General features: G+C 65.8%; 17 protein-coding genes. 13 read left to right on the top strand and 4 right to left on the bottom strand.

What is annotated here, in order from left to right:
* The first annotated feature begins 9 nt into the window (after positions 1-9).
* The 10 genes from BM118_RS37960 to BM118_RS37910 all read left to right on the top strand — a co-directional run bounded on the left by BM118_RS37960 (position 10) and on the right by BM118_RS37910 (position 14454).
* On the top strand, positions 10-2523 hold the full coding sequence (locus BM118_RS37960) for a circularly permuted type 2 ATP-grasp protein (RefSeq protein ID WP_092192841.1): 2514 nt from the start codon (positions 10-12) through the stop codon (positions 2521-2523).
* A complete protein-coding gene (locus BM118_RS37955; RefSeq protein WP_092192839.1) occupies positions 2520-3398 on the top strand; it encodes a transglutaminase family protein in 879 nt (292 codons plus the stop codon). The genes BM118_RS37960 and BM118_RS37955 overlap by 4 nt, the downstream gene beginning before the upstream one ends.
* Before the next feature lie 301 nt (positions 3399-3699).
* Positions 3700-4527, top strand: coding sequence for an HD domain-containing protein (locus BM118_RS37945; RefSeq protein ID WP_092192837.1), 828 nt, complete (start codon positions 3700-3702; stop codon positions 4525-4527).
* Between the two features lie 117 nt (positions 4528-4644).
* Complete coding sequence (locus BM118_RS37940; RefSeq protein ID WP_092192835.1) at positions 4645-5541, top strand: alpha/beta fold hydrolase; 897 nt, start codon at positions 4645-4647, stop codon at positions 5539-5541.
* 77 nt (positions 5542-5618) lie between these two features.
* The gene (locus BM118_RS37935) at positions 5619-7142 is read left to right on the top strand and encodes an FAD-dependent oxidoreductase (RefSeq protein ID WP_177235049.1); all 1524 of its coding nucleotides are present in this window, start codon (positions 5619-5621) and stop codon (positions 7140-7142) included.
* 199 nt (positions 7143-7341) lie between these two features.
* The gene (locus BM118_RS37930; protein WP_177235048.1) at positions 7342-9975 is read left to right on the top strand and encodes an ATP-binding protein; all 2634 of its coding nucleotides are present in this window, start codon (positions 7342-7344) and stop codon (positions 9973-9975) included.
* Between the two features lie 3 nt (positions 9976-9978).
* On the top strand, positions 9979-11091 hold the full coding sequence (locus BM118_RS37925) for a sensor histidine kinase (protein WP_092192833.1): 1113 nt from the start codon (positions 9979-9981) through the stop codon (positions 11089-11091).
* Positions 11092-11219: 128 nt separating this feature from the next.
* Complete coding sequence (locus BM118_RS37920) at positions 11220-11795, top strand: HdeD family acid-resistance protein (RefSeq protein ID WP_092192831.1); 576 nt, start codon at positions 11220-11222, stop codon at positions 11793-11795.
* Between the two features lie 119 nt (positions 11796-11914).
* Positions 11915-13126 (top strand): ABC transporter substrate-binding protein, encoded by a 1212-nt coding sequence (locus BM118_RS37915; protein WP_092192829.1) that lies wholly within the window; start codon positions 11915-11917, stop codon positions 13124-13126.
* Between the two features lie 110 nt (positions 13127-13236).
* On the top strand, positions 13237-14454 hold the full coding sequence (locus BM118_RS37910) for an acyl-CoA dehydrogenase family protein (protein WP_092192827.1): 1218 nt from the start codon (positions 13237-13239) through the stop codon (positions 14452-14454).
* Between the two features lie 92 nt (positions 14455-14546).
* Here BM118_RS37910 and BM118_RS37905 read toward each other — a convergent pair whose 3' ends face one another.
* Positions 14547-16130, bottom strand: a complete 1584-nt coding sequence (locus tag BM118_RS37905) for a winged helix-turn-helix domain-containing tetratricopeptide repeat protein (RefSeq protein WP_092192825.1) — start codon at positions 16128-16130, stop codon at positions 14547-14549.
* Positions 16131-16244: 114 nt separating this feature from the next.
* Between BM118_RS37905 and BM118_RS37900 the strand changes: the two genes are divergently transcribed.
* Both BM118_RS37900 and BM118_RS37895 read left to right on the top strand, forming a co-directional pair.
* On the top strand, positions 16245-17636 hold the full coding sequence (locus tag BM118_RS37900) for an FAD-binding oxidoreductase (protein WP_092192823.1): 1392 nt from the start codon (positions 16245-16247) through the stop codon (positions 17634-17636).
* Between the two features lie 24 nt (positions 17637-17660).
* Complete coding sequence (locus tag BM118_RS37895) at positions 17661-18881, top strand: MFS transporter (protein ID WP_092192821.1); 1221 nt, start codon at positions 17661-17663, stop codon at positions 18879-18881.
* Positions 18882-19015: 134 nt separating this feature from the next.
* Here BM118_RS37895 and BM118_RS37890 read toward each other — a convergent pair whose 3' ends face one another.
* Together BM118_RS37890 and BM118_RS37885 are read right to left on the bottom strand one after the other, a co-directional pair.
* Positions 19016-19531 carry a GNAT family N-acetyltransferase gene (locus tag BM118_RS37890; RefSeq protein ID WP_092192819.1) on the bottom strand — a complete coding sequence of 172 codons (516 nt, stop codon included), beginning with the start codon at positions 19529-19531 and terminating at the stop codon, positions 19016-19018.
* A gap of 238 nt (positions 19532-19769) precedes the next feature.
* The gene (locus BM118_RS37885; protein WP_092192817.1) at positions 19770-21329 is read right to left on the bottom strand and encodes a winged helix-turn-helix domain-containing tetratricopeptide repeat protein; all 1560 of its coding nucleotides are present in this window, start codon (positions 21327-21329) and stop codon (positions 19770-19772) included.
* A gap of 108 nt (positions 21330-21437) precedes the next feature.
* Here BM118_RS37885 and BM118_RS37880 point away from each other — a divergent pair, with 108 nt between their 5' ends.
* The gene (locus BM118_RS37880; RefSeq protein WP_092192924.1) at positions 21438-21899 is read left to right on the top strand and encodes a cupin domain-containing protein; all 462 of its coding nucleotides are present in this window, start codon (positions 21438-21440) and stop codon (positions 21897-21899) included.
* A gap of 269 nt (positions 21900-22168) precedes the next feature.
* Here the strand turns inward: BM118_RS37880 and BM118_RS37875 are convergent, their stop codons facing one another.
* Positions 22169-23899, bottom strand: a complete 1731-nt coding sequence (locus tag BM118_RS37875; RefSeq protein WP_092192815.1) for a methyl-accepting chemotaxis protein — start codon at positions 23897-23899, stop codon at positions 22169-22171.
* Between the last annotated feature and the right edge of the window lie 12 nt (positions 23900-23911).

The raw sequence follows: 23911 nt of genomic DNA, 5'->3' as shown, positions 1-23911 counted from the left end.
GAGAGGCGCATGGGCGAGGGCGCAGCCGAAGGGGACGACAAGGCGGGTAGGGTGCAAGGCCAGCGCCGCCTCGCGCAATGGGTCCGCGACTATCGCCGCCTGCCCGGCATTCCCGACGAGTTCCTGGGGCCCGATGGCGCCCCGCGCGCGGTCTGGAGCCGCTTCTTCGACGCCTTCGGGGCGCTTGCGCCCGACGAGATCGAGCGGCGGTTCGGCATGGCCGACCGTCACCTTCGCGAGGCCGGCGTCACCTACCGCGCCCCCGGTGACAGTGCCGACCGGCCGTGGTCGCTCAGCCATCTGCCGCTGCTGATCGACGAGGCCGACTGGAAGCAGCTTTGTGACGGCATCACCCAGCGTGCCGAGCTGCTCGAGCTCGTGCTGCGCGACATCTATGGCGAGGGCCGGCTGGTCGCGGAAGGTGCGCTGCCGGCGGCCGCGATCGCCGGCAGTCCCGAATATCTCCGCCCCGTCTGCGGCGTGCCGCCCCCGGGCGGGCGCTACCTCTCGCTCTATGCCGCCGATGTCGGCCGCGGGCCCGACGGCCGCTGGTGGGTGCTCGGCGACCGCACGCAGGCGCCATCGGGTGCGGGCTACGCGCTGGAAAACCGCCTCGTGCTCTCGCGCGCCTTCTCCGATCTCTACAAGTCGATGAACGTGCCGCGCGTCGCGCCGTTCTTCGAGGCGTTTCGCGACAGCCTGCGCGCGCGTGCCGATCGCGACGAGCCGCGGATCGGCGTGCTCACCCCCGGCAGCTTCAGCGAGACCTATTTCGAGCACGCGACGCTGGCGCGCTATCTCGGCTTCCTCCTGGTCGAGGGCGATGATCTCGCCGTCAGCGACAACCGCGTCCACATCCGTACCGTCGCGGGCCTCAAGCGGCTCGACGTGCTGCTCCGCCGCGTCGATTCCAACTCGCTCGATCCGCTCGAACTCGATGCGTCTTCGCGGCTGGGGGTGCCCGGCCTGATCGACGTGCTGCGCAAGGACGGCGTCGTCGTCGCCAACATGCCGGGCTCCGGCGTGCTGGAGGCGCGCGCCATGCTCGGCTTCCTGCCGGCGCTCAGCCGCCGCCTGCTCGGCGAGGAGCTGAAGATGCCGCACATCGCGACCTGGTGGTGCGGCCAGCGCATCGCGCGCGACGAGGTGCTGTCGCGGCTCGACGAGGTCGCGATCGAGGGCGCCTACCGGCGCGGCGTTCCCGGGTTCGACAGCAACGGCCCCGTGCTCGCGAGCGAGCTCGACGCCGGCGGGCGGCAGCGCCTGATCGACGCCATCGGCACGCGCGGCATGGACTATGTCGGCCAGGAGGTGGTGCGGCTCTCGACCATGCCGGTGTGGGAGCAGGGCCAGATCACGCCGCGCCCGTTCGTGCTGCGCGTGTTCGCCGCCGCCACGCCCGACGGCTGGGCCATCATGCCCGGCGGCTTCTGCCGCATCGCCGAACAGGCCGACGCGCGCGCGGTGTCGATGGGCGACGGCGCGCGCGCCGCCGACGTCTGGGTCGTCTCGGGCAAGCAGGTCTCGACCGCGACGCTGCTGCCCGCGACCGACAAGGTGCGGATCCGCCGCATCGCGGGCGTGCTGCCGAGCCGTGCCGCCGACAATCTGTTCTGGCTCGGCCGCTATCTCGAACGCGCCGAGGCGACACTGCGGCTGGTGCGCGCGCTGGGCTCGCCGAGCGGGCCCAACAAGGGCACCGCGGCCTCGCTGCAATCGGCCGAACGCATCCAGCGCCTGCTGGTGGCCTGGGGCGCGATCTCGCAGACCTCGCGCGCGGCGCCGGGGCGCATCACCGCCGAGGCGTTGCAGAGCGCGGAGCGTTTCGGCTCGGCCTTGTCGCTGGTGCGCGCGGCGCAGCGCACCGCGACCTCCCTGCGCGAGCGGCTGTCGCCCGATGCCTGGCAGGTCATCACCGAGATGGCCGAGCGCCTCGCCTACGAGGTCGAGGACGACGACAGCGTGCTGAGCGCGGCCGAGCTGACCTTGCAGGAGCTGGCGAGCTTTGCCGGCCTTGCGCAGGAGAACATGAACCGCGCCGCCGGCTGGCGCTTTCTCGACATCGGCCGCCGCACCGAGCGCGCCATCAACACCACGCGCTTTGCACGTCAATTTGCGTATGACGAGGCCGGCGACGAGGATCTCGACATCCTGCTGACGCTGGTGGATTCCCAGATCACCTACCGCTCGCGCTATCTGCTGGCGCCGATCCTGGCCCCGGTGCGCGACCTCGCGGTGCTCGACAGCTACAACCCGCGTTCGGTGGCGTTCCAGGTGGCGATGCTGAACGAGCACATCGCAGCGCTGCCGAGCCTGAAGGAGCACGGTCTGATTGAGCAGCCGCAGCGCCTCGCAGTCGCAGTGCTGGCGATGCTGGCGACCGCCGAGGCCGAGAAGCTCGAGGTCAAGACGCTGTTCTCGCTGGAGCAGGATCTGCTCAGCCTCGCCGAGGCGATCGGGCTGCATTACTTCCCGCATGGCCCGAACGCTAGCCGTCCGGAAAAGCTGACGGGGCTGGCGTGATCTACGACATCCGTCACGTCACCACCTACGAATACGAGAGTCCGGTCAGCTTCGCCCGCTGCACGCTGCGGCTGGAGCCGAGGAGCGGCGGCGGCCAGGAGCTGATCTCGCACCATGTCGAGATTCGTCCGCGCCCCTCCGAGCGCAACGTGCGGCGCGATTTCTTCGGCACGCTGACCGAGAGCGTCGTGATCGAGGCCGCGCATCGCAACTTGCGTATCGACTCGCGCTCGCGCGTCTCGGTCTCGCGCCGGCCGCCGGCGCGCGATGCTGGCAGCCCGGCCTGGGAGAGCATTCGCGACATTGCCTTCGAGGCGACCAGCCTCGGGCCGTCATCGCCGGTCGGCTACGTCTTCGCGAGTCCGCTGGTGCCGGTGCTGCGTCCGGTCAGCGCCTATGCGGCGACGAGCTTTGCGCCCGGCGCGGGCATCCTCGCCGGCGCGGTCGATCTCATGCACCGCATCCGCACCGAGTTTCGCTACGATCCCAAGGCGACGGTGATTTCGACGCCGCTCAACGAGGTCTTCGACAAGCGCCACGGCGTCTGCCAGGACTTTGCCCATGTGATGATCGCAGGACTGCGCGGGCTCGGTCTTCCGGCGGCCTATGTCAGTGGATATCTGCGCACCATTCCGCGGCCGGGCCAGCCGCGGCTGCAAGGCGCCGACGCTACCCACGCCTGGGTGTCGCTGTGGTGCGGGGCGGAGCTCGGCTGGGTCGATTTCGATCCGACCAACGATCTTCTGGTCGCCAATGACCATATCGTGCTCGCGGTCGCGCGCGACTTCTCCGACGTCTCGCCGGTCGATGGCATCATCGTCGGTTCGCCGAAGCAGAAGCTCGGCGTCGCCGTCGACGTGCTGCTGGTGGAATGACCGCGGGCCTCCGCCGTCCCTGCATCGTCCAGGACGATGCAGGCGCATGCGCCTGCCGGAGTCCATTCAGGGGCCCTCTCGCCGACGTCCGGCGGCCGCAGTCCTGCCCGGCCCGCCCTGGATGCATCGCGCCGCGACCGCAACCGCGATGTCGCAGCGCGCAACTGCAACATATTTCCGTATTTTTGTTCCGGGATTTGGTCACCCGGCCCAAGATGGGCTATGCTGGCCTCTGCGTCGAGGACAAGAATGAGACGTCGGGAGTTGACGTGGGACACCACCGACAAGCGGGGCTGCATCCATGATCACGTTGCCGAGACTGGCGGCCGAATCCCTGGAGAAGTTGCTGGGCACATTCATGCGTCGCCGGTACGACGAGCCCTCTGCCAGGGTGCTGGAGGGCTCGACACGCACCGCGATGGAGTGCATCGGCAACAGCGACGCGCTGTACCACAACATCGAGCATACGATGCTGGTGACGCTGGCCGCCCAGGCCATCCTCACGGGACGTAACCTCCATGCGCATCTTGCGGCGGAGGACTACCTCCATATCCTGATCGCCTGCCTTGCGCACGACATCGGCTATGTCCGCGGCCTGTTTCCGGAGGACGACGAAGACGGTTTCATCATCGACGAGGCCGGGACCAAGGTGTCGCTGCCGCGCGGCGCCTCGGATGCCAGCCTGATGATGTATCACGTTGATCGCTCGAAACTATTTGTGCGGCGGCGGCTGCCGCCGATCCGCGGTATCGACAGCGAGCGCGTCGCCCGCGCCATCGAGGGAACACGCTTCCCGGCGCGCGAAGGGCAGGAGTATGACGACGAGGCCTCGATCCTGCGCGCCGCCGACTTCATCGGCCAGCTCGGCGATCCCAACTATCTGCGCAAGGCCAATGCGCTCTATTACGAATTCGAGGAGGTCGGCATCAACCGCCAGCTCGGCTACGATTCGCCCGCCGACATCGTGAACCGCTATCCACAATTCTACTGGAACAGCGTCGCACCGCATATTCAGACCGAGATCGGCTACCTCAACAAGACCGAGATCGGCCGGCAGTGGATCGCCAACCTCTACAGCAATGTGTTCCGCGCCGAACGCGAGATCTCGCTGTCGGGCCCACAGAAATAGGGGGACGCTTCTAGCCTTGTAGCCCGGATGAGCGAAGCGATATCCGGGTCCGGTGTCGCCAACCCCCGGATGTCGCTGCGCTCATCCGGGCTACGACCGCAAATCCGTGAGAAAACCATGCAACAAAAAAACATCACCACGGATGTCCTCGACATCGCCTATCTCGAATACGGCACGCCTGATGGCTGGCCCTGCATCCTGGGCCACGGCTTCCCCTACGACGTGAACGCCTATGCCGAGACGGCGCCGATCATCGCGCAGGCCGGCGCGCGGGTGCTGGTGCCCTGGCTGCGCGGCTACGGCCCGACGCGGTTTCGTTTTCCGGAAACGCTACGCTCCGGCGAGCAGGCGGCGCTGGGCGCCGACCTGCTGGCCTTCATGGACGCGCTTCGCATCGAACGCGCGGTCGTCGGCGGCTATGACTGGGGCGGCCGCGCGGCCTGCGTGGTGGCGGCGCTGTACCCCGCGCGCGTTGTCGGGCTCGTCTCCGGCAATTCCTACAACATCCAGGACATCGCCCGCTCCATGGAGCCGGGCTCCCCGGCGCATGAGGCGGCGCTCTGGTATCAATATCTCTTTCACAACGAGCGTGGCCGCCGCGCGCTGGAGCGCAACCGGCGCGGCTTCGCCCGCCAGCTCTGGTCGATGTGGTCGCCGACATGGGCCTTTGACGATGCGACGTTCGAGCGGAGCGCGATCTCGTTCGACAATCCCGACTTCGTCGATGTCGTGATTCACTCCTACCGCCACCGCTACGCGCTGGTCGCGGGCGATCCCGCCTATGCCGGGATCGAGGAAAGGCTTGCGGCACAGCCGCCGATCCGCGTCCCGACGATCGCGATCGACGGCGACAGCGACGGCGTCAATTCCGGCACCGCCCATCACGCGCGCAAGTTCGAGGGCTTTTTCGAGCGGCGCGTGTTCGCAGGCGCCGGTCATAACCTGCCGCAGGAGCGGCCGGCCGAATGGGCGCAGGCGGTGATCGGCGTGCGCAAGGCCGCCGCCGGGCCCTGATTTTCGCGATCGCAGGAACTTTTCGCCGGTCCCGCCGTCCAATCCCGAGCTACGCGTTGAGCTCGAGGGAGATGACCATGAGCGAGGAAAGCAAGCCGAGCGGACCGGATCTGACCACAGGCGTGGCGCTCACTGCGTTCAAGGACGGCAAGCTGCTCGGCCATGTCGGCGAGGAAGACGTGTTGCTGGTCCAGGCGGGCGGCGAGGTCTTCGCGATCGAGCCCGCCTGCAGCCATTATCACGGCCCGCTCGCCGAAGGCCTGGTGGTGGACGACACCATCCGCTGTCCCTGGCATCACGCCTGCTTCTCCTTGCGATCAGGCGAGGCGACGCGCCCGCCCGCCCTCAACGCGCTGGCGGTATGGGAGGTGACGCGGGACCAGGACAGGATCATCGTTCAGCGCAAGCGTGAGGCACCGAAGCCGCCGGCGACGCACCGCAGCGCGCCGGCGCCCGAGAAGTTCGTCATCGTCGGCGGCGGCGCGGCCGGCTTCGCGGCGGCCGAGATGCTCCGGCGCGAGGGCTTTGCGGGCGCCATCACCATGCTAAGCAATGACGGCGCCATGCCGGTGGACCGGCCGAACCTCTCGAAGGACTATCTCGCCGGCACCGCACCGGAGGATTGGCTGCCGCTGCGGGGCGAGGACTATTATCAGGACGCCGGCATCGATCTCAGGCTGAACACGAATGTCTCCGCGATCGATGCGAAGACACGCAGCGTCACGCTGGGCAATGGCGACAGACTGCCGTTCGACCGGCTGCTGCTCGCGACCGGCGCCGAGCCGGTCAAATTGCAGATTCCGGGCGCCGACCAGCCCCATGTCCACACCTTGCGGTCTGTTGCCGACAGCCGTGCCATCATCAAGGCCACGGGCAGCGCGAGGCGCGTGCTGGTGATCGGCGCCAGCTTCATCGGGCTGGAAGTCGCGGCCTCCTTGCGAGCGCGCAAGCTCGAAGTGCACGTGGTCGCTCCAGAGGAGCGGCCGATGCAGCGCGTGCTCGGACCGGAGATGGGCGATTTCGTTCGCGCGCTCCATGAAGAGAATGGCGTCAACTTCCACCTCGGGGACACTGTGGAGAGGCTCGACGGTACGCGCGCGACGCTGAAGAGCGGCGGCGTCATCGAGGCCGACCTTGTCGTGGTCGGCATCGGCGTCAAGCCGCGCCTTGCGCTGGCCGAGAAGGCGGGGCTTGCGGCGGATCGCGGTGTCAGCGTGAGCGAATATCTCGAAACCAGCATCGCCGGTATCTTTGCGGCTGGCGACATCGCGCGCTGGCCCGATCCGCATTCGCGGCAAACCATCCGTGTCGAGCACTGGGTGGTGGCGGAGCGGCAGGGCCAGACCGCGGCGCGCAACATGCTGGGCCGGCGTGAACGCTTCGATGCCGTGCCGTTCTTCTGGAGCCAGCATTACGATGTGCCGATCAACTATGTCGGCCACGCCGAGAGTTTTGACGACATCGTGATCGACGGCAGCATTGCAGGCAAGGACTGTCTGCTGAAGTACCGCAAGGGCGGCCACGTGCTTGCGGTCGCCTCGATTTACCGCGATCTCGACAGTCTCAAGGCCGAGCTCGACATGGAGCGGCGGGGTTCGTGAGCCGCTGCCGTCGCGTGGCGGTGCCCCGGCGAGCCAATTCACCTGCCGGATTGTCGCAGGCGAGGAGCCGGGATGGCCGGGCGGCTCCCCCTGCACCTGCTGCACGTATAGATTGCATGCGCTGCAAAAAAGGGGGAAACATCGCTGACGTTCGATTCGAGCCGTCCCTTTCTCAAAAGATGGTTCCTTTGGTAGCGATATGGACAGCGCGGCCAAGCCTGCAAATCGATCGCTCAGTGTCGCGGGCGTCCTGATCGCCTTCGGCATTGGCAGCGCGTTTCTGCTCGGCGCCGGGCGACAGGACTATCCGGAACTCCACACCATTCTCGACACCAGCATCACCCTCATCACGGGGGTGCTGGCGTTGCTGCTCTGGGATACGGGCACGCGCATCGAACAGCCGCTGTCCAAGCGGCTCGCGATCGCCTTCGGCGCGACCTTCGTCATGGAGTTCTTCCACGTCCTGGTGATCGTGGAATGGTCGGGGTCGCTGGCTTTCGTCATGCAGCTGCGGGAATTTCTCCGGCCGGCGACATGGCCGCCGGCAGCCCACATCCTCGCGATCGGAATTCTTGCCGCGATCTGGTCGGAGCGGCGGGGCCGGGTCGGGATGCCGGCCTTTGCGCTGTTCATGGCCGTCGTCGCCGTGCTGCTGGTTGCGATCTTCCAGCGCCTTCCGCCATATCGTCCTCCGGGCCTGCTCGATATCACCCGTCCGGTGCTGATCCTGGCGCCGCCCTTGTGGGCGATCACCTGCGTCTTGTGCTGGCGGCTGCGAATGACGGACCGCATCTTCGGGCCGCTGGCCCTGATGGGCGCGGTCGTTCTGCTCGGCCACGTCGCGATGCTGTACTCGCAGGCACCGCACGACACCGAGGCGATGGTCGCTCACCTCGGCAAGGTCGCGGGCTGCCTCGTCCTGCTGCTCTCGATGATGCAGATGGCCTCGTCGGACATGCTGGAGCGGATGCGGGCGCAAGCCCAGCTCGGGCGCTTGAACGAGGAGCTGGAAGTGCGTGTTGAGGAGCGGACCGCGCAGCTTGCAGCGTCCAATCTCGCGCTGGAATCCGAGGTTCTCGTGCGCAGGCACGCGGAGCAGAAGGCCCAGGCGCAGCTCGCCCGGCTGAGCCTGCTGCACCAGATCACCCGCGCGATCGGCGAGCGGCAGGATCTCAACAGCATTTTCCAGGTGGTGGTCCGCAGTCTCGAAGACCAGTTGCCCGTGGACTTCGGCTGTCTGTGCTTTCACGACGCGGTCGATCACGTGCTGACGGTGGAATGCGTCGGGATCAAGAGCGGTGCGCTGGCGATTGAACTCGCGATGCCGGAGCGGTCGCGGATCGACATCGACGAAAACGGCCTTTCGCGCTGCGTGATGGGGCAACTCGTCTATGAGCCTGATATCACGCGGTCGGCCTTTCCGTTCCCGGCCCGGCTCGCGCGGGGCGGGCTGCACGCGATGGTGCTGGCCCCGCTCCAGGTGGAGAGCCGGGTGTTCGGCGTCCTCGTCGCGGCGCGGAAGGAGCGGGACAGCTTCAGCAGCGGCGAATGCGAGTTCCTGCGGCAATTGAGCGAGCATGTCGCGCTCGCCGCCCATCAGGCGCAGCTCCATGGCGCGCTGCAACAGGCTTACGAGGATCTGCGGCAGACCCAGCAGGCCGTGATGCAGCAGGAGCGGCTGCGCGCCCTTGGGCAGATGGCGAGCGGCATAGCCCATGACATCAACAATGCGCTCTCGCCGGTGTCGCTGTACACCCAATCGCTGCTGGAACGGGAGCCGAACCTGAGCGCGCGCACGCGCGATTATCTGGAGACGATCCAGCGGGCGGTCGACGACGTGGCCCATACCGTGGCGCGCATGCGCGAGTTCTACCGGCAGCGCGAGCCGCAACTGACGCTGATGCCGGTCCATCTCAATCAGCTCGTGCAGCAGGTCGTCGACCTCACGCGGGCGCGGTGGAGCGACATGCCGCAGCTTCGCGGAACCGTGATCGCGCTGCGCACCGAGCTCGCGGAGCAATTGCCCGCGATCTCCGGCATCGAGAGCGAAATCCGCGAAGCGCTGATCAATCTCATCTTCAATGCCGTCGATGCGGTGCCCGGCGGCGGCACGCTGACGCTGCGCACGAAGCTTGCCGGCGGCGCGGGCGGGCACGGCCAGGTGCGGATCGAGGTCAATGACGACGGCCTGGGCATGGACGAGGAGACCCGCCGGCGCTGCCTCGAACCGTTCTTCACGACCAAAGGGGAGCGCGGAACGGGATTGGGCCTGGCGATGGTCTACGGCGTCCTCCGGCGGCACAACGGCGAGATCGAGATCGACAGCGCCGTCGGTCGCGGCACCACCGTGGCGTTGAATTTTCCGGTCCCGCAAGCCGCCCCCGCCACGCCGTCGCAGGACAGGCTGGAATCCGGCAGGCTCTCCCGGCTGCGCCTGCTGCTGGTCGACGACGATCCGCTCCTGCTCAAATCATTGTGCAATACGCTGGAGGCGGAGGGGCACGTCGTGACGACGGCCAATGACGGCGTCGCGGGCATCGCCGCGTTCCACGCCGCCTCCGCGCGCGGCGAGATATTCGCCGCCGTGATCACCGATCTCGGCATGCCGAACGTCGACGGCCGCAAGGTGGCGAGCGCGATCAAGGCTGCCTCGCCCGCCACGCCCGTGATCATGCTGACAGGATGGGGCAAGCGCCTGATGTCCGAGGATGACATTCCGGCCCATGTCGACCACCTCCTGAGCAAGCCGCCGAAGCTTCGCGAATTGAGGGAAACGCTGGCGCAATGCTGCGAGGCCGGCCGCGCCCAGGGTGCGATAGAGGTGAGCGAATAGGAAATGCCGACCGCAAAGAAGGCCCGCATCCTGGTGGTTGACGACGAGGCGGCGCAGATGCGGGCGCTGTGCGACACGTTGCCCGGCGAGGATTACGAGCCGGTCGGCTTCACCGACGCCCAGTCCGCGCTGGCGGAGCTGCGGCGCTCGAAATGCGACCTCCTGCTCGCCGACCTGATGATGCCGGACATGGACGGCATCGAGCTGCTGCGGGCCGCGCGGGAGATCGATCCGCATCTGGTCGGCATCATCATGACCGGCGACGGGACCATCGCGACGGCGGTCGAGGCCATGAAGGCGGGGGCGCTCGACTACATTCTCAAGCCGTTCCGGCTCAGCGTCGTCATTCCCGTGCTGGAGCGCGCGCTCGCGGTGCGGCGCCTGCACCTGGAGAATGCGGAGCTGGCGCTGCGGGTCCGCGAGCGCACCCTCGAGCTCGAAGCGGCCAACCGCGAGCTCGAGGCATTCGCCTATTCCGTCGCGCACGATCTGCGCGGTCCGCTCTCGGTCATCGTCGGCTATGCGGAGACGCTGATCGAGGATCATTCCGCGCAATGGCCGGATCAGCCGCGGCAGCTGGCCGGCGCCATCCTGGCAGGCGGCGAGCACATGCAGCGCCTGATCGAGGGACTGTTGCGCTTGTCGCGGTTCGGCCGCCAGCCGCTGTCGAAGGGGCCGGTCGATGCCGGAGCACTTGTCGGCGAGGTCGTGGACGAGCTGCGCCGGCAGCATGGCGGCCGTGAGGTCGTCGTCCATGTGGGCGAAATTCCCGGCTGCGTCGGCGATCAGGCGCTGCTGCGGCAGGTGCTCGTCAATCTGCTCTCCAACGCGTTCAAGTTCACCCGCGCCCGGGAGAAGCCGCTGGTCACGGTGATCGGCTGGACCGAAGGGTGCGAAACGATCTATTGCGTGCGCGACAACGGCGCCGGCTTCGACATGCAGCAGGCCGACAAGCTGTTCGCGGCGTTTCAGCGATTTCACGACTCCGACCAGTACGAGGGCACGGGGATCGGCCTCTCGATCGCATCGCGCATCGTGCAACGCCACGGCGGACGCATCTGGGCCAGTGCCGAGGTGGGCAAGGGCGCGGCGTTCTACTTCAGCATTCCGGACTGAAGCGTCACATTCGACCTTGATTTGCGTCAATGTTGGCACCGCAAAGCGCTGCTTTGCTGGCTGTCGCCCCTGCACCGCGCGTGCTATCCTGTCGTGCGTTGGGGGGCCCGCGTACAGGAGTGGCCGCCATGACTAGTGCCTCGGATACGTCTCATCATCCAAGCCTCGGCTCGAGCATCGCGGCGCTGCATGCCAAATGGGGCTGGATCGTCGCGCTCGGTGTCGTCTATCTCATCGCCGGCTTCGTCGCGCTCGGCAGCATGGTTATGGCGACGGTGGCGAGCGTGATCGTGGTCGGCGCGATGATGATCGTCGCCGGCGCGGCCGAAATCATCGGCGCGTTCCAGATGAAGAGCTGGGGCAAGTTCGTGATCTGGGCCTTGCTCGGCGTGCTCTACGTCATCGCCGGTTTCCTCACCTTCGAGAATCCTCTGCTTGCGGCAGTCCTGCTGACGCTGTTCCTGGGCGCGTCGCTGATCGCCTCGGGCGCCGTCAGGCTGTTTCTCGCCTTCAGCATGAAGCGCGAAAGCCCGTGGGTCTGGGTGGCGCTCTCTGCCGTCATCACGTTGCTGCTCGGGCTCTTGATCCTGGCGCGCTGGCCGGTCAACAGCGTTTATATCCTTGGCCTGTTTCTCGGCATCGACCTGATCATGGCAGGTGCCGGCTGGGTCAGCCTGGGCTTCAGCCTGCGGCGACGCCGCTAACCAGCAACTCGACGCAAGACCGTGTTGCGGAACTCCGCTGATCTGACGCGCTGACAAAAAGCAGCGCGCCGCGCGCTCGCCTGACGGCGTCGCACGGCGATAATCATCGGGGAGAATCCATGAAAGCCGCTTTGGCCCTGGCCGCAGCATTGGCTGCCGCCTGCCTGTCCACGCCCGCTTCCGCGCAAAAATCCTACGGTCCCGGCGTCAGCGACACCGAGATCAAGATCGGCAACACCATGCCCTATAGCGGCCCCGCATCGCCGCTCGCGATTACCGGCAGGGTCATTTCGGCCTATTTCGACGAGGTCAACGAGAAGGGCGGCGTCAACGGCCGCAAGCTCAATCTCTTGTCGCTCGACGACGCGTTCTCGCCGCCCAAGACCATGGAAGCGGCGCGGCGGCTGGTCGAAGGCGACGGCGTCGCCTTCATCTTCGCGACCATGGGCACCGCGCCGAGCTCGGCGATCGCGAAATACCTCAACAGCAACAAGGTGCCGCAGCTCTTTTTGATCAGCTCGGCCTCGAAGTGGAACGATCCCGCCAACATGCCGTGGTCGATGGCGCTGCCCTGGGCGCCGAACTACACCAGCGAGGCCGCGATCGACGTTGCCTATGCGCGCGCCAAGAACCCCAACGCGCGCTTCGCGGTGCTCTATCAGAACGACGACGCCGGCAAGGAATATCTGCGCGGTGTCAAGGAAGCGCTCGGCGCGGACGCCGACAAGGCGCTCGCGATGGCCTCGAGCTTCGAGGTCGCCGATCCCACCGTCGATTCCCAGGTGCTGACGCTCGCCAACACCAAGGCCGATGTCTTCATGATCTATTCGGTGACGCCGCGCGCCTGCGCGCAGGCGATCCGCAGGGCGCACGAAGTCGGCTGGCAGGCGACGCGTTTCCTCGCCTCCGGCTGCGCCAACAAGGCGACCGTGATGGTCCCGGCCGGTCTCGATGCCGGCAAGGGCGTGCTTTCGCTCGGTGCGCTCAAGCCCTTCGTCGAACAGCCCAAGGACGATCCGGCGATGACGGCCTATATCGACTTCATGAAGAAGCGCCTGCCCAATGCCGACATCAACAACGTCGCGGGCCTCTACGGCTACACCGTCGCCGAGGCCCTGGTGGTCCTGCTGAAGCAGTGCAAGGACAATCTGACGCGCGAGAGCATCATGGCGCAGGCGGCCAACCTAAAGAACGTGCCGCTGTCGCTCTTGATGCCCGGCATCACGCTCAACACCACGCCGCAGGATTTCCGCCCGATCAAGGACGGCTATATGCTCCAGTTCGACGGCAACGACTGGGTCGTGGCGAGCGAGCTGCTGCGCGGGACGTGATGCGGAGAAAAGCGAACGCGAGATAGAGACGGTGCACCCTCTCCCCTTGTGGGAGAGGGTGGCTTCGCGCCACCTTCTCCCACAAGGGGAGAAGGGAAGAGGAGACCATCATGGACTTTCAACACTCCGCCCGTTCGCTTGAGCTTCAGCAGCGCGTCAGCCAGTTCATGCGGACGCATGTCGAGCCGGTCGAGGAGCTCTATTACGAGCAGGTGAAGCCGGAGGCCACGCGCTACCGGACGCCGCAAATTCTCCAGGACCTGAAGCGGCTGGCGCGCGAGCAGGGGCTCTGGAACCTGTTTCTCTCCGGTGAGCACGGCTCGGGCCTCACCAACCTCGAATACGCCCCCGTGAAGGAGATCATGGGCCGCATCCTCTGGGCGCCCGAGGTCTTCAACTGCTCGGCGCCCGATGTCGGCAACATGGAGGTGCTGGCGAACTACGGCACGCCGGCGCAGCAGGAGCGCTGGCTGAAGCCGCTGCTGAAGGGGCGCATCCGCTCCGGCTTCTCGATGACGGAGCCGCAGGTCGCCTCCAGCGATGCCACCAACATCCAGTGCGAGATCAAGCGCGACGGCGACAGCTACGTCATCAACGGCCGCAAATGGTTCACGTCAGGCGCGATGAACGAGGATTGCGAGATCCTGATCGTGATGGGCAAGACCGCACCCGACCATCCCGACCGCCATCGCCAGCAATCCATGATCCTGGTGCCGAAGGCGACGCCCGGCGTGCGCATCGTGCGCGACATGCTCACTTACGGCTATGACGACGCGCCGGTCGGCCACCCCGAGATCGTCTACGAGAACGTTCGCGTGCCCGCCGAGAACATCCTGCTCGGCGAGGGCCGCGGCTTCGAGATCGCGCAAGGCCGGCTCGGACCCGGCCGCATCCATCACTGCATGCGGCTGATCGGCTGCGCCCAGCGCGCGCTCGAATTGATGTGCCAGCGCGCGGTATCGCGCACAGCCTTCGGCAAGCCGCTCGCCGAGCAGGGCTCGGTGCGCGAGGACATCGCGCACTCCTTCTGCGAGATCGCGCAGGCGCGGCTCTTGACGCTGCAAGCCGCCGACAGGATGGACCGCGAAGGCAACAAGGCCGCGCGCGACCTGATCGCCGCGGCCAAGATCGTGGTGCCCAGCATGGCCGCCCGCGTCATCGACCGCGCCATCCAGATCCACGGCGCCGCCGGTGTCTCGCAGGACACGTTCCTCGCCCGCGCCTATGTCTACGCCCGTTTCATCCGCATCGGTGACGGACCTGATCAGGTGCATCTGGCCGCGGTCGGCAAGGAGCTGATCAGGCGGGGCGGGGTGATGGCGGGGTAGGGCTTGTCCTCGTTGCGGCACGTCCGGCAACCTCGATCGCTTGATCGGAGCGCTCTTTGCAACGTCCGTCGCCGGTGCCAACGACGTTGCCGCTATCCAGAGTTGGAGAGTCCATCACCTAGGCCGGCTTTGCGAAGTCCGTCGAGGAAATGATCCCGGTCGGCGGGGTCTCTGTACCTGTTGGCGCGCATCCGGGCGAGGTCGAGCGTGTTGCGGGGCGGAGCTTCGCCGTTCTCACTCAATTCCAGACATCTTTCTCGAATGAATGTGCGCGCCTCGAAACTCGCTTCCGTCAGTCGATCGGTTTGCGCGTAGCACGCCGCAAGCAGCGCGTGCGACCAGCGGTCGCTCGATCGCGCTTCCCTGAGAACGTTGATGGCCTGTTCGTATTCGCGAGCGGAATAGAGCGCCAGCGCGTGGTACCAATGGTAGATATTGGGTGGAAATGGATTTAGCCGTTTGGCCGATTTGATCCATGCAAGCGCGTCCTGCCAGCGCCCCCAGTAGACCAGAATATTTGCAAAAGCGGCGGCGACATCAGCGTCGTTCGGATTGAGCGCCAGAGCGCGTTTGAAATGAGTTTCGGCCTCTTGATCGCAGTTTTGCAGGAAAAGAAGTTGTGCGAAGACGCCGTGCGACCAGGCGTCGTTCTCGTCAAGATCGAGCGCGATTTCGATGTCGCGACGACCATCATCCAGGGGAGGGGCGGCGGGTGATTCCAGAAACGCAGCGCAGACGACCGTCCAGGCTATATTGGCGTGAGCACGCGCATAGGCTGGATCGAGCCGCACAGCCTTCCTGAAATAGCCTTCCGCCTCATCCATGCTCCTGACGGTCAATTGACGCCATTTCTCGTTTCCCAACAGGACGAGATCGTAGGCCGTGATGTTTGAGGTCTGCTTGCCTCTCGCGATCTCGCGGCCCGCGTCCTCGAGCCGGCCGGGCAGCGCCGCAACGATCTTGCCTACGATTTCGTCCTGGATGGCGAAGATGTCTTCGATCTCGCGGTCGTAGCGCTCCGTCCAGAGGGTGAAGCCGCTCGCCGCATCCAGAAGCTTGACGGTCACCCGCACCCGTTTCGCGATCCGGCGTGCGCTCCCTTCCACCACATATCGCACGCCGAGCTGGCGGCCGACCTCTCTGATGTCGGACGAGCTGGCCCGGTAAGCGAAGCTGGAATGGCGGGCCACGACGAAGAGCGACCGGAAACGCGACAACTCCGCAATGACGTCTTCCGTGATCCCGTCGGAGAAGTAGTCCTGCGCGGGATCGCCGCTCAAGTTGGAAAACGGCAGCACGGCGATCGATGGCTTGTCGGAGCTTGCGGACGGGAGCCACGTTTGCCGGCTGTCATCGGGCAAGGTGGCGGCTGGCGGGCCGACATAGCGGTAACCGCGGCGCGGCAGCGTCTCGATCCAGCTGCTGCCGCCTTCGACGGCGGCAAACGTGCGGCGCAGAGCGGCTATCTGTACGGTCAGATTGCTTTCCTCGACCGCCAGCCCCGGCCAGGCGGTCTCCATCAAGGCGTCCTTGGCAACCGGCTTACCCGCTCTTTCCAGAAGCAGCCGAAGTAACGCGACCGCTCGCCCTCCAAGAGCGACCGGCTCGGCTCCGTGAAACAGCGTGTCAGCGTCTGTCTCGAGACGAAATGGACCAAATTCGTAGATCGTCGCCATTGCCTAGAGAGATCATTTTTGGCGAAATTTGCAACTTTTTCCGATCCGATTCAGGAAGCGACCCGGCGCTCCGTGAGAAGATGGCCTGGGCATTCGTGGCGAGGAGCAAATCGGATGGAGCAGCGGCAGCCATACGACGACCTGATGGGCAAATCGAACGCCGAACCGCGGTCCACTCCACAGCTACGGCTCAAGGGCAATGTGGTCCTCGAGGGGAGCGCCGGTTACGACGAGGCGCGCAAGGTCTGGAATGGCGCCATCGACAAGCGGCCGGCCATGATCGCCTATTGCGCCGGTGCCGAGGACGTCGCTCGAGCCGTCGCGTTCGCAAGATCTCATCGCATCTGCATCGCGGTCCGCAGCGGCGGCCACAATGTCGCCGGCCTGTCGGTCTGCGACGGCGGCATGGTCATCGACCTCTCGCACATGAAGCAGATCGAGGTCGACCCGGTCCGCCGGATCGCCCGCGCGGAGGCCGGCCTCAATCTGGGCGAGTTCGACAGGGCGACACAGGAGCACGGCCTGGCGACCACCATGGGCGTCAACAGCGATACCGGCATCGCCGGGCTCACGCTTGGCGGCGGCTTTGGCAAGCTCGGACGCAAATACGGGCTGACCTGCGACAACCTGATTGCCGCCGAAGTGGTGACAGCCGAGGGAAAGATCCTGAGGGCCAGTGCGACCGAACACCCCGACCTCTTCTGGGGCCTTCGGGGTGGCGGCGGCAATTTTGGCATCGTGACCGCATTCGAATATCGGCTTCATGCCATCGGCACCTCGCTGCTCGTCGCGTCCGCACTGCATCGATTTGACGAGGCGCGCGAGGCCATGCGCTTCTATGATGAATTCGCCCGCCGCGCTCCTGACGAAGCGGACGTCGATGCAGCCCTGGTCACGCTGCCGTCCGGCGAGCGGTTCTTCAGCATCACCGGCTGCTATGTCGGCTCGCATCATGACGGTGAGCGAGCCCTTTCGCCGATCGTCAGGTTCGGCTCGCCCGTCGAGACCCGCCTCGCAAGGGTCCCTTATCTCGAGATTCAGTCGGGAGGCGATGCCCTGTTTCCGCGCGGACGGCGCTATTACTGGAAGGCGCAGTTCCTGCGCGAGATCCCTGCGGGTGCGATCGACGCGCTGCTCGACGCCTATGCGAAGGCGCCCAACACCTCGTCGCTGCTGGTTTTCCAGCACGTCGGCGGTGCAATCGCGCGGGTTCCAACGTCCGACTCGCCTTACGCAAATCGCGATGCGGCGTTCGACTGCTTTCCGGTCGCGATCTGGGACGATCCGGCCGACGACGACGCGAACATGCGTTGGGCGCGCGAGCTGTGGAGCGCCGTCAGGCCCTATTCGACCGGCGGCGTTTACGCCAACAATCTCGGCGATGAGGGCGAGGATCGTGTCCGCGACGCCTATGGCGAGAACTATGAACGGTTGGCCGCGCTCAAAACCAGATATGATCCGACCAATCTCTTCCGTCTGAATCAGAATATCCGGCCGGCGACATAGTTCACGGCATCGGGGAAGATCCAAATGCGAAGCCGCTGGACCATTCTTGCTGTCCTGTTCGTCGCGCGGGCCGCCATCGCTTTCCAGTTTCAGAGCATCGCGGCCGTCGCGCCGCAGCTCAGCCAGGGCCTGGGCGCGAGTCTGGCCGATATCGGCGTTCTGATCGGGCTCTATTTTGCGCCGGGCGCTGCGCTCGCGCTGCCCGGCGGCGCGATCGGCCGCCGCTATGGCGACAAGGTGACGGTTCTCGCCGGGCTCCTGCTGATGCTGGCAGGCGAGCTGCTGATGACCACGTCAACGTCATGGAGCATGCAGATCGCGGGCCGGCTGACGGCCGGCATCGGCGGCGTTCTGCTGAACGTTCTGATGACCAAGATGGTCGCGGACTGGTTTGCCGGTCGGGAGATCGCCACCGCGATGGCCATCTTCATCAATTCATGGCCGGCTGGTATCGCAGCCGCTCTCATGCTGTTGCCGGCAGTCGGGGCCACGTTCGGGCTCCATGCCGTCAATCTCGCCGTCGCAGGGGTGATCCTGATCGGCCTCTGCCTCATCGCTTCGGTCTATCGCGCGCCAGATGCGACCGCCGCCGTTGAAGGCGAGCGCGGCAGCCTGACCGCCGACACGGTCTGCGCCGTGATTGCCGCCGGCCTGATCTGGTGCCTCTACAACATCGGTTTTGCGATGATCTTCAGTTTCGGCCCGTCGATGCTCGTCGAGCAAGGCTGGTCGGGTGCAGCAGCCGGATCAACCATCAGTATCGTGCTCTGGCTCGCCGCCCTTTCGGTTCCGCTCGGCGGCTTCCTCGCCGATCGGACCAAGCGCGGCGATGCCATCCTCGTGACGGGCTGCATCTCATTCGCTCTCCTGACACTTCTCCTGTCGCGAAGCGGCACGGTGCTTCCCGTCGTCGTCGCTCTTGGAATCGTCTGTGGTCTGCCTGCCGGTGCGATCATGAGCTTGCCTGCGCGTGTGCTCGATCAGAAGATGCGGCCGATCGGAATGGGACTATTCTACACCGTCTACTACGCCGGCATGCTCGCGGGACCTGCGATCGGAGGAAAGCTCTCCACGTCGGCCGGCTCTGCGCGCGCCGCGCTCGACTTCGGCGCCGTCGTGCTCCTGGCTTGTCCGGTTGTCCTCTGGCTGTTCCGCCGTATCGTTGCCCGCCGGTATCGGCCGGCCGTCTCACCGATATCCGACGAAAAGCGGGACCTCCTCACAGATCGGGCGGGTCATTCTTAAGCAGACAATGGCGCATCCGGGCCAACACAAACGCGTCCCAGCAATTCTCGCGGTCTTTGCAAGTCGCCGCCGATCAGAGAAACGTGAACCAGGACGCGTACTGATAAATTCGTCGAGACGGCGATTTACTGCCATCAACCTCGATCGATCATCCAACGGTTGACCGCTTGGTGGAAGTTGAGAGGGCCCGGAACGGTCATGTGCGTCTTGACGTACGTGAAACCCGCCTTTTGAAGCGTGCGGTTCGGAGCCACATTAAACGCATTGGGCTCACAGAAGAGTTGCTTCAACTCTAGAACCTGGAAATAGAGTTCGACGGTCTTTCGGACACACTCTACGCCAATCCCCTGCTTGCGCAGCGAGGGATCCGTGATGTGCAAATGCATGTTTGCGTGCTGGCCAATGCGGATCTTGTCAGCGGTCGAGAAACCCAGGAACTGATCGTCGGAGAGCCAGCTCACCAAAAAGCCGTTTCTCTGCTCGACAGGCCGGTCGAACATTTGCTCATAAAGTCGCTGCCATTGTAATGCCGGTGGCAGTCGTGTCGGGTCGACCCCGAGCATTTCCAGGTGCTCTGGCGTCGCTGTGTGGAAATACTCGATGATCAGTGCAGTTTCCTGCAGAGTCATCGGTCGAACGGTGATGGCCACTGGGCAGCCCCTGCGATCGGTGGGCGCTTCATGAATAGCAGTTCGAAAATAGATAGATCGCGGCCGCTTAGCAATTGGCAAGTCGCGGCGGAAGCGTAGTGGCTGGCCAGGCGCTTGTGATTCAAGGCGAGCCGATCTGCGTCAGCCCTTATCTCGATCGTGCCCGTAACCGGGGCGAGCGCTTTTCAATCGGATCAGGCAATGTCGTCGCGTGGCAAGAAGCTGGTCGAATCCCGGGCTATTCCGGCAATCCGGCATCCCGCAGTGCGCCGCCCAGAGCCTCCGCGAGCGCTGGCGCACAGTTTACGCCAGCAAACTGACGGCTGTAGCGAAAGGCCGGCTGAAGCTCGAGCCCACGCGCGGCGGCCGCCCTTGCTTCGTCCAGCCGGCCAAGTTTGGCCAGTGCGGCGGCCAATTGCACATAAGTGATGCTATGGGCCGGATTGGCTTGGACGGATTTGTAGGCCGCACGACAGGCTTCGTCGTAACGTCCGCGCAGCAAATGGCTCATTGCTTGCGCGTCAAACGCGGCCCAGGCCCACGAATCGAACGGGCTCAGCCGTATACCCTGCTCGCTCCATTCGATCGCGCGCTCCGCTTCGCCGCCCCATCCCAGGATAACGCTGCCGAGAATGTAGGTCAGCGCCGACGACGGGCTGATGGCGAGGGCAGCTTCCAATGCGGCAAATGCGGCGGCGCGATCGTGCGCATCCATGCCGATGGAAAATCCGGCCCATGTCAGAGCGAGCGCATCGTCCTGTCCATGGACAATGGCCGATCGGGCGTGGCGGATCGAAGCGGCGCGGTTGACCTCCTGCAAGCCGGCGCGAAGGAACAGGCAATGGTGACACATCGCGGCATTGCCATGCGCCAGCGCATAGGCCGGCTCGAGTGCGATGGCACGCTCGAGAAACGCAAGCGCTCTCGTCACTTGCTCCGGCATGCCTGAATCGACGTCAGGCTGGGCCCGCAGCACGAGATCGTAGGCATCGAGACTGTCAGGTCGTTTCCGCCTGACACGTTCGATTTCGGCTTTCCGCACGCTCGGCGCAATCGCGCCCACCGCCGAGAGCGCGATCTCGTCCTGAATTGCGAAAATGTTGTCGGAGCTGCGGTCGTACCGCTCGGCCCAGACGTGGGCGCCAGTCGAGGCGTCGATCATTTGGCCGGTCACGCGCACGCTACCGCCGGCCTTGCGCACGCTGCCTTCGAGCACATAGCGCACGCCAAGCTCGCGGCCGACCTGCTTCACGTCCACGGCGCGGCCCTTGTAGGTGAAGGTCGAGTTTCGCGCGATGACGAAAAGCCAGTTGATGCGTGCGAGACCGGTGATGATGTCGTCGACCATCCCATCGGCGAAGTATTCCTGCTCCGGGTCGCCGCTCAGGTTCGAGAACGGCAGAACGGCGACGGACGGTTTGTCAGGCAAGGCCGGTGCCGACGCGGCGCGGGCGGCAGCCGATGCATCGGGCGCATTGGTGACGACGGCCGGTCCCACATACCGGTAGCCGCGCCGCGGCAGCGTTTCGATCCAGCTCTCGGCATCCGCCTCCGCCAGCACCCGGCGCAAGGCTGCGATCTGAACCGTGAGATTGTTATCGGCGACCGCCAATCCGCCCCAGGCGGCCTCGACCAGGGCGTCCTTGGACACCGGTACGCCCGCGTTTTCGAGCAGCCGGCGCAGCAGCGCGACGGCGCGCTGCCCAAGCATGGTCGGCTCGGCCCCTCGGTACAGAATGCCCGCCTCGGGGTCGAGGCGGAACGGGCCGAACTGGTAGAGGTCGCCCCCGGCTGTCATGCGACGCTTTTAGCAGATTTTTGGGAACGGATTCACGACATCCCGGCACGGACGGCCGATGTTGGACAAGTGCTTGCAGGAATTAGCATTTGGTCGATGGAGGATCACATGAGCGCCGATGCCGTCATTCGCATGCCCGATGAGACGAAGGGGGTCGTCTTGCGTGGTCATCCCATGGTGTTCCTCGTCACCGGCGAAAATACCAGGCACACGAGCATGTTCGACTGGACGATCCCGGCGGGGTTCGCCACCGGGCGGCATGTTCACCGGGTGCAGGAGGAGACCTTCTACCTGCTCGAGGGCGAGTGTGAATGGCATGTCGGCGACAGGACGATCCGCGCAACGCCCGGCACCTATCTGTTCATCCCGCCGGGAGTGCCGCACAACATCACGAATGTCAGTGCGAAGCCGGCTCGCGTGCTGATGACCGTTTCTCCGCCCGGCCACGAGCATTATTTCGAAGAGCTCGCGAAACTCGCGGCGCAAGGTGCACCGGATCCAAAGGCGCTCGCCGATCTGCGAAACCGCTACGACACCGATCAGCTCTCGACTTTGACGACGCGCGCGTAAGCCTCGTCCCGGCGGGGTTCGTTTGCCGCTAAAGTCTAGACGCACACCCCTCCGGTAAGACGACCCGGTCCCGAGCGGCGCGCCATCGCCACGATGACATCATGCCGGTGTTTTGCCCGACGAGTCAAATCGGCTTCGTAAAATCAGCAATCGCCACGCCGGCAGCCAAGCCGTTGATATCGCTGGCGCCGGCTACTGTGCATGGGGTTGTTTTCGCGTTTTTTGTCTGGAGCGTGCCCATCGCCGGCGTCACGGCGGCGAACCCGCTGCTATCCCGCCTTGGCGGCGCGGGCATCCGACCGCAAATTCTGGAAGAACTTCTCCACCTCGCGGGACAGCGTCTCCGCGGTCGCAGTCAGGCTGCTCGCCGCGGTCAGCACGGAGGATGCCGCCGTATCGGTCTCGCCGATGGCGTCGCGCAGCGAGGTGATGTTGGCGACCAGCGTCTCGTTGCCCTGGGCAGCCGATTGCGCGTTGGAGGAGATCTCGCGCGTGGCCTGGTCCTGCTGGCCGACGGCGCCGGCAATCGCCGTGGTGACCTCGTTGATCTCGCGCACCGCGCCGCCGATCTCGCGCACGGCGTCGACCGCGTTGCGGGTGGAGGCCTGGATCATGGAGACGTTCTCACCGATCTCGGCGGTCGCCTTGGCGGTCTGGCCTGCGAGCGCTTTCACTTCATGCGCGACGACGGCAAAGCCGCGGCCGGCATCGCCGGCGCGCGCGGCCTCGATGGTGGCGTTGAGCGCGAGCAGGTTGGTCTGTTCGGCGATCGCCTGGATCAGGTTGAGCACGCCGTCGATGCGCTGGGTCGCGGCCGCGAGGCTCTCGATCTCGGAGATCGATTTCTCCGTGCGCTGGCCGGTCTGCTCGACCGCGCCGGCGCTCTGCCGGACCTGCCGGCCGATCTCTTCGACGGAGGCCGACAGCTCCTCGGCCGCGCCTGCGACCGCCGTGACGTTGTGCGAGGCCTGCTCGCTGGCGTTTGCCGCCATACCCGCCCGGTTGCTCGCATCCGCGGTGACGCGCGTGATGGTCTGCGCGGTCTCGCGCATGACCGAGGCATTGTCGCTGAGGCCGCGCATGATCGCGCCGATCGCGTCGCGAAACGCCTCGACGGACTGCTCGATATGGCGGGCGCGCTGCTCGCGCGCGGCGGAATCCTGCGAGACCTGCGAGGCGAGGTTGCGGTTGCGCCCCATCGCGTCCTGGAAGATCTGGATCGCGCGGGCCAGCCCGCCGATCTCGTCGGCGCGGTGGCCGTACGGCACCACGACGTCCTCGGCGCCATCGGCGACCTGCTTGATGGTGGCGGTGATCGAGGCGAGCGGCCGGGCGATCGAGCGGGCGATGATGACGATGCCGATCACGACGAGCGCCAGCGCCACGCCGGCAAGGCAGGTCAGGACGAAGGACAGGGTGCGGTTGGTCTCGGTCTGCTGGGCGATCTGCCTGGCGCGCTCGGCATAGACCTTGGACAGCGCCTCGAGATCCTTGTTCAGCGCCGAGCGCACGGCGCGGTTGGCGTCGTTGTCGCCCCATTCGCGGCCCGCGGCCGCATTGATCTCTATGCCGCGGCGGACCAGCTCCTTGCGGAACTCGACGAACTGCTCGATGCGCTTCCTGAAGGTGGCGAACTGCTCGGCATCGTCGTCTCTGACGATGGTTTCCCAGCGCTTCACGACGTCGAGGATCTGCGCGTTGAACTTGAGCAGCCCCTCGCCGTATTTCTTCACGACGGCGGGCTCCGTCGACATGTAGACGCCGCGCGATTCCATCACCACCGCATAGACCAGCGAGTTGACGCGCTCGACGTTCAGCGCGGCCGCGTTCGCCGTCTCGATCGCGCTGGTCAGGTCGGCGTTGCGGCGGCTGTTGTAGTCGGACAGCATCGCGATCGCCGCCGTGAGTAGCGCGAACAGCGCGAAGATCGCATAGAGCTTGGTCGCAAGCGTGAAGCGGCCGGCCAGGCCGGCGGCATTCCCAGATTGGTCGATGGTCATGGTTTTCAGGGG

It is taken from the genome of Bradyrhizobium sp. cf659, assembly GCF_900113725.1.
Classification (GTDB): domain Bacteria; phylum Pseudomonadota; class Alphaproteobacteria; order Rhizobiales; family Xanthobacteraceae; genus Bradyrhizobium.
The sequence above is the reverse complement of the archived record's forward strand: the minus strand, read 5'-3'. Positions and strand labels throughout refer to the sequence as shown.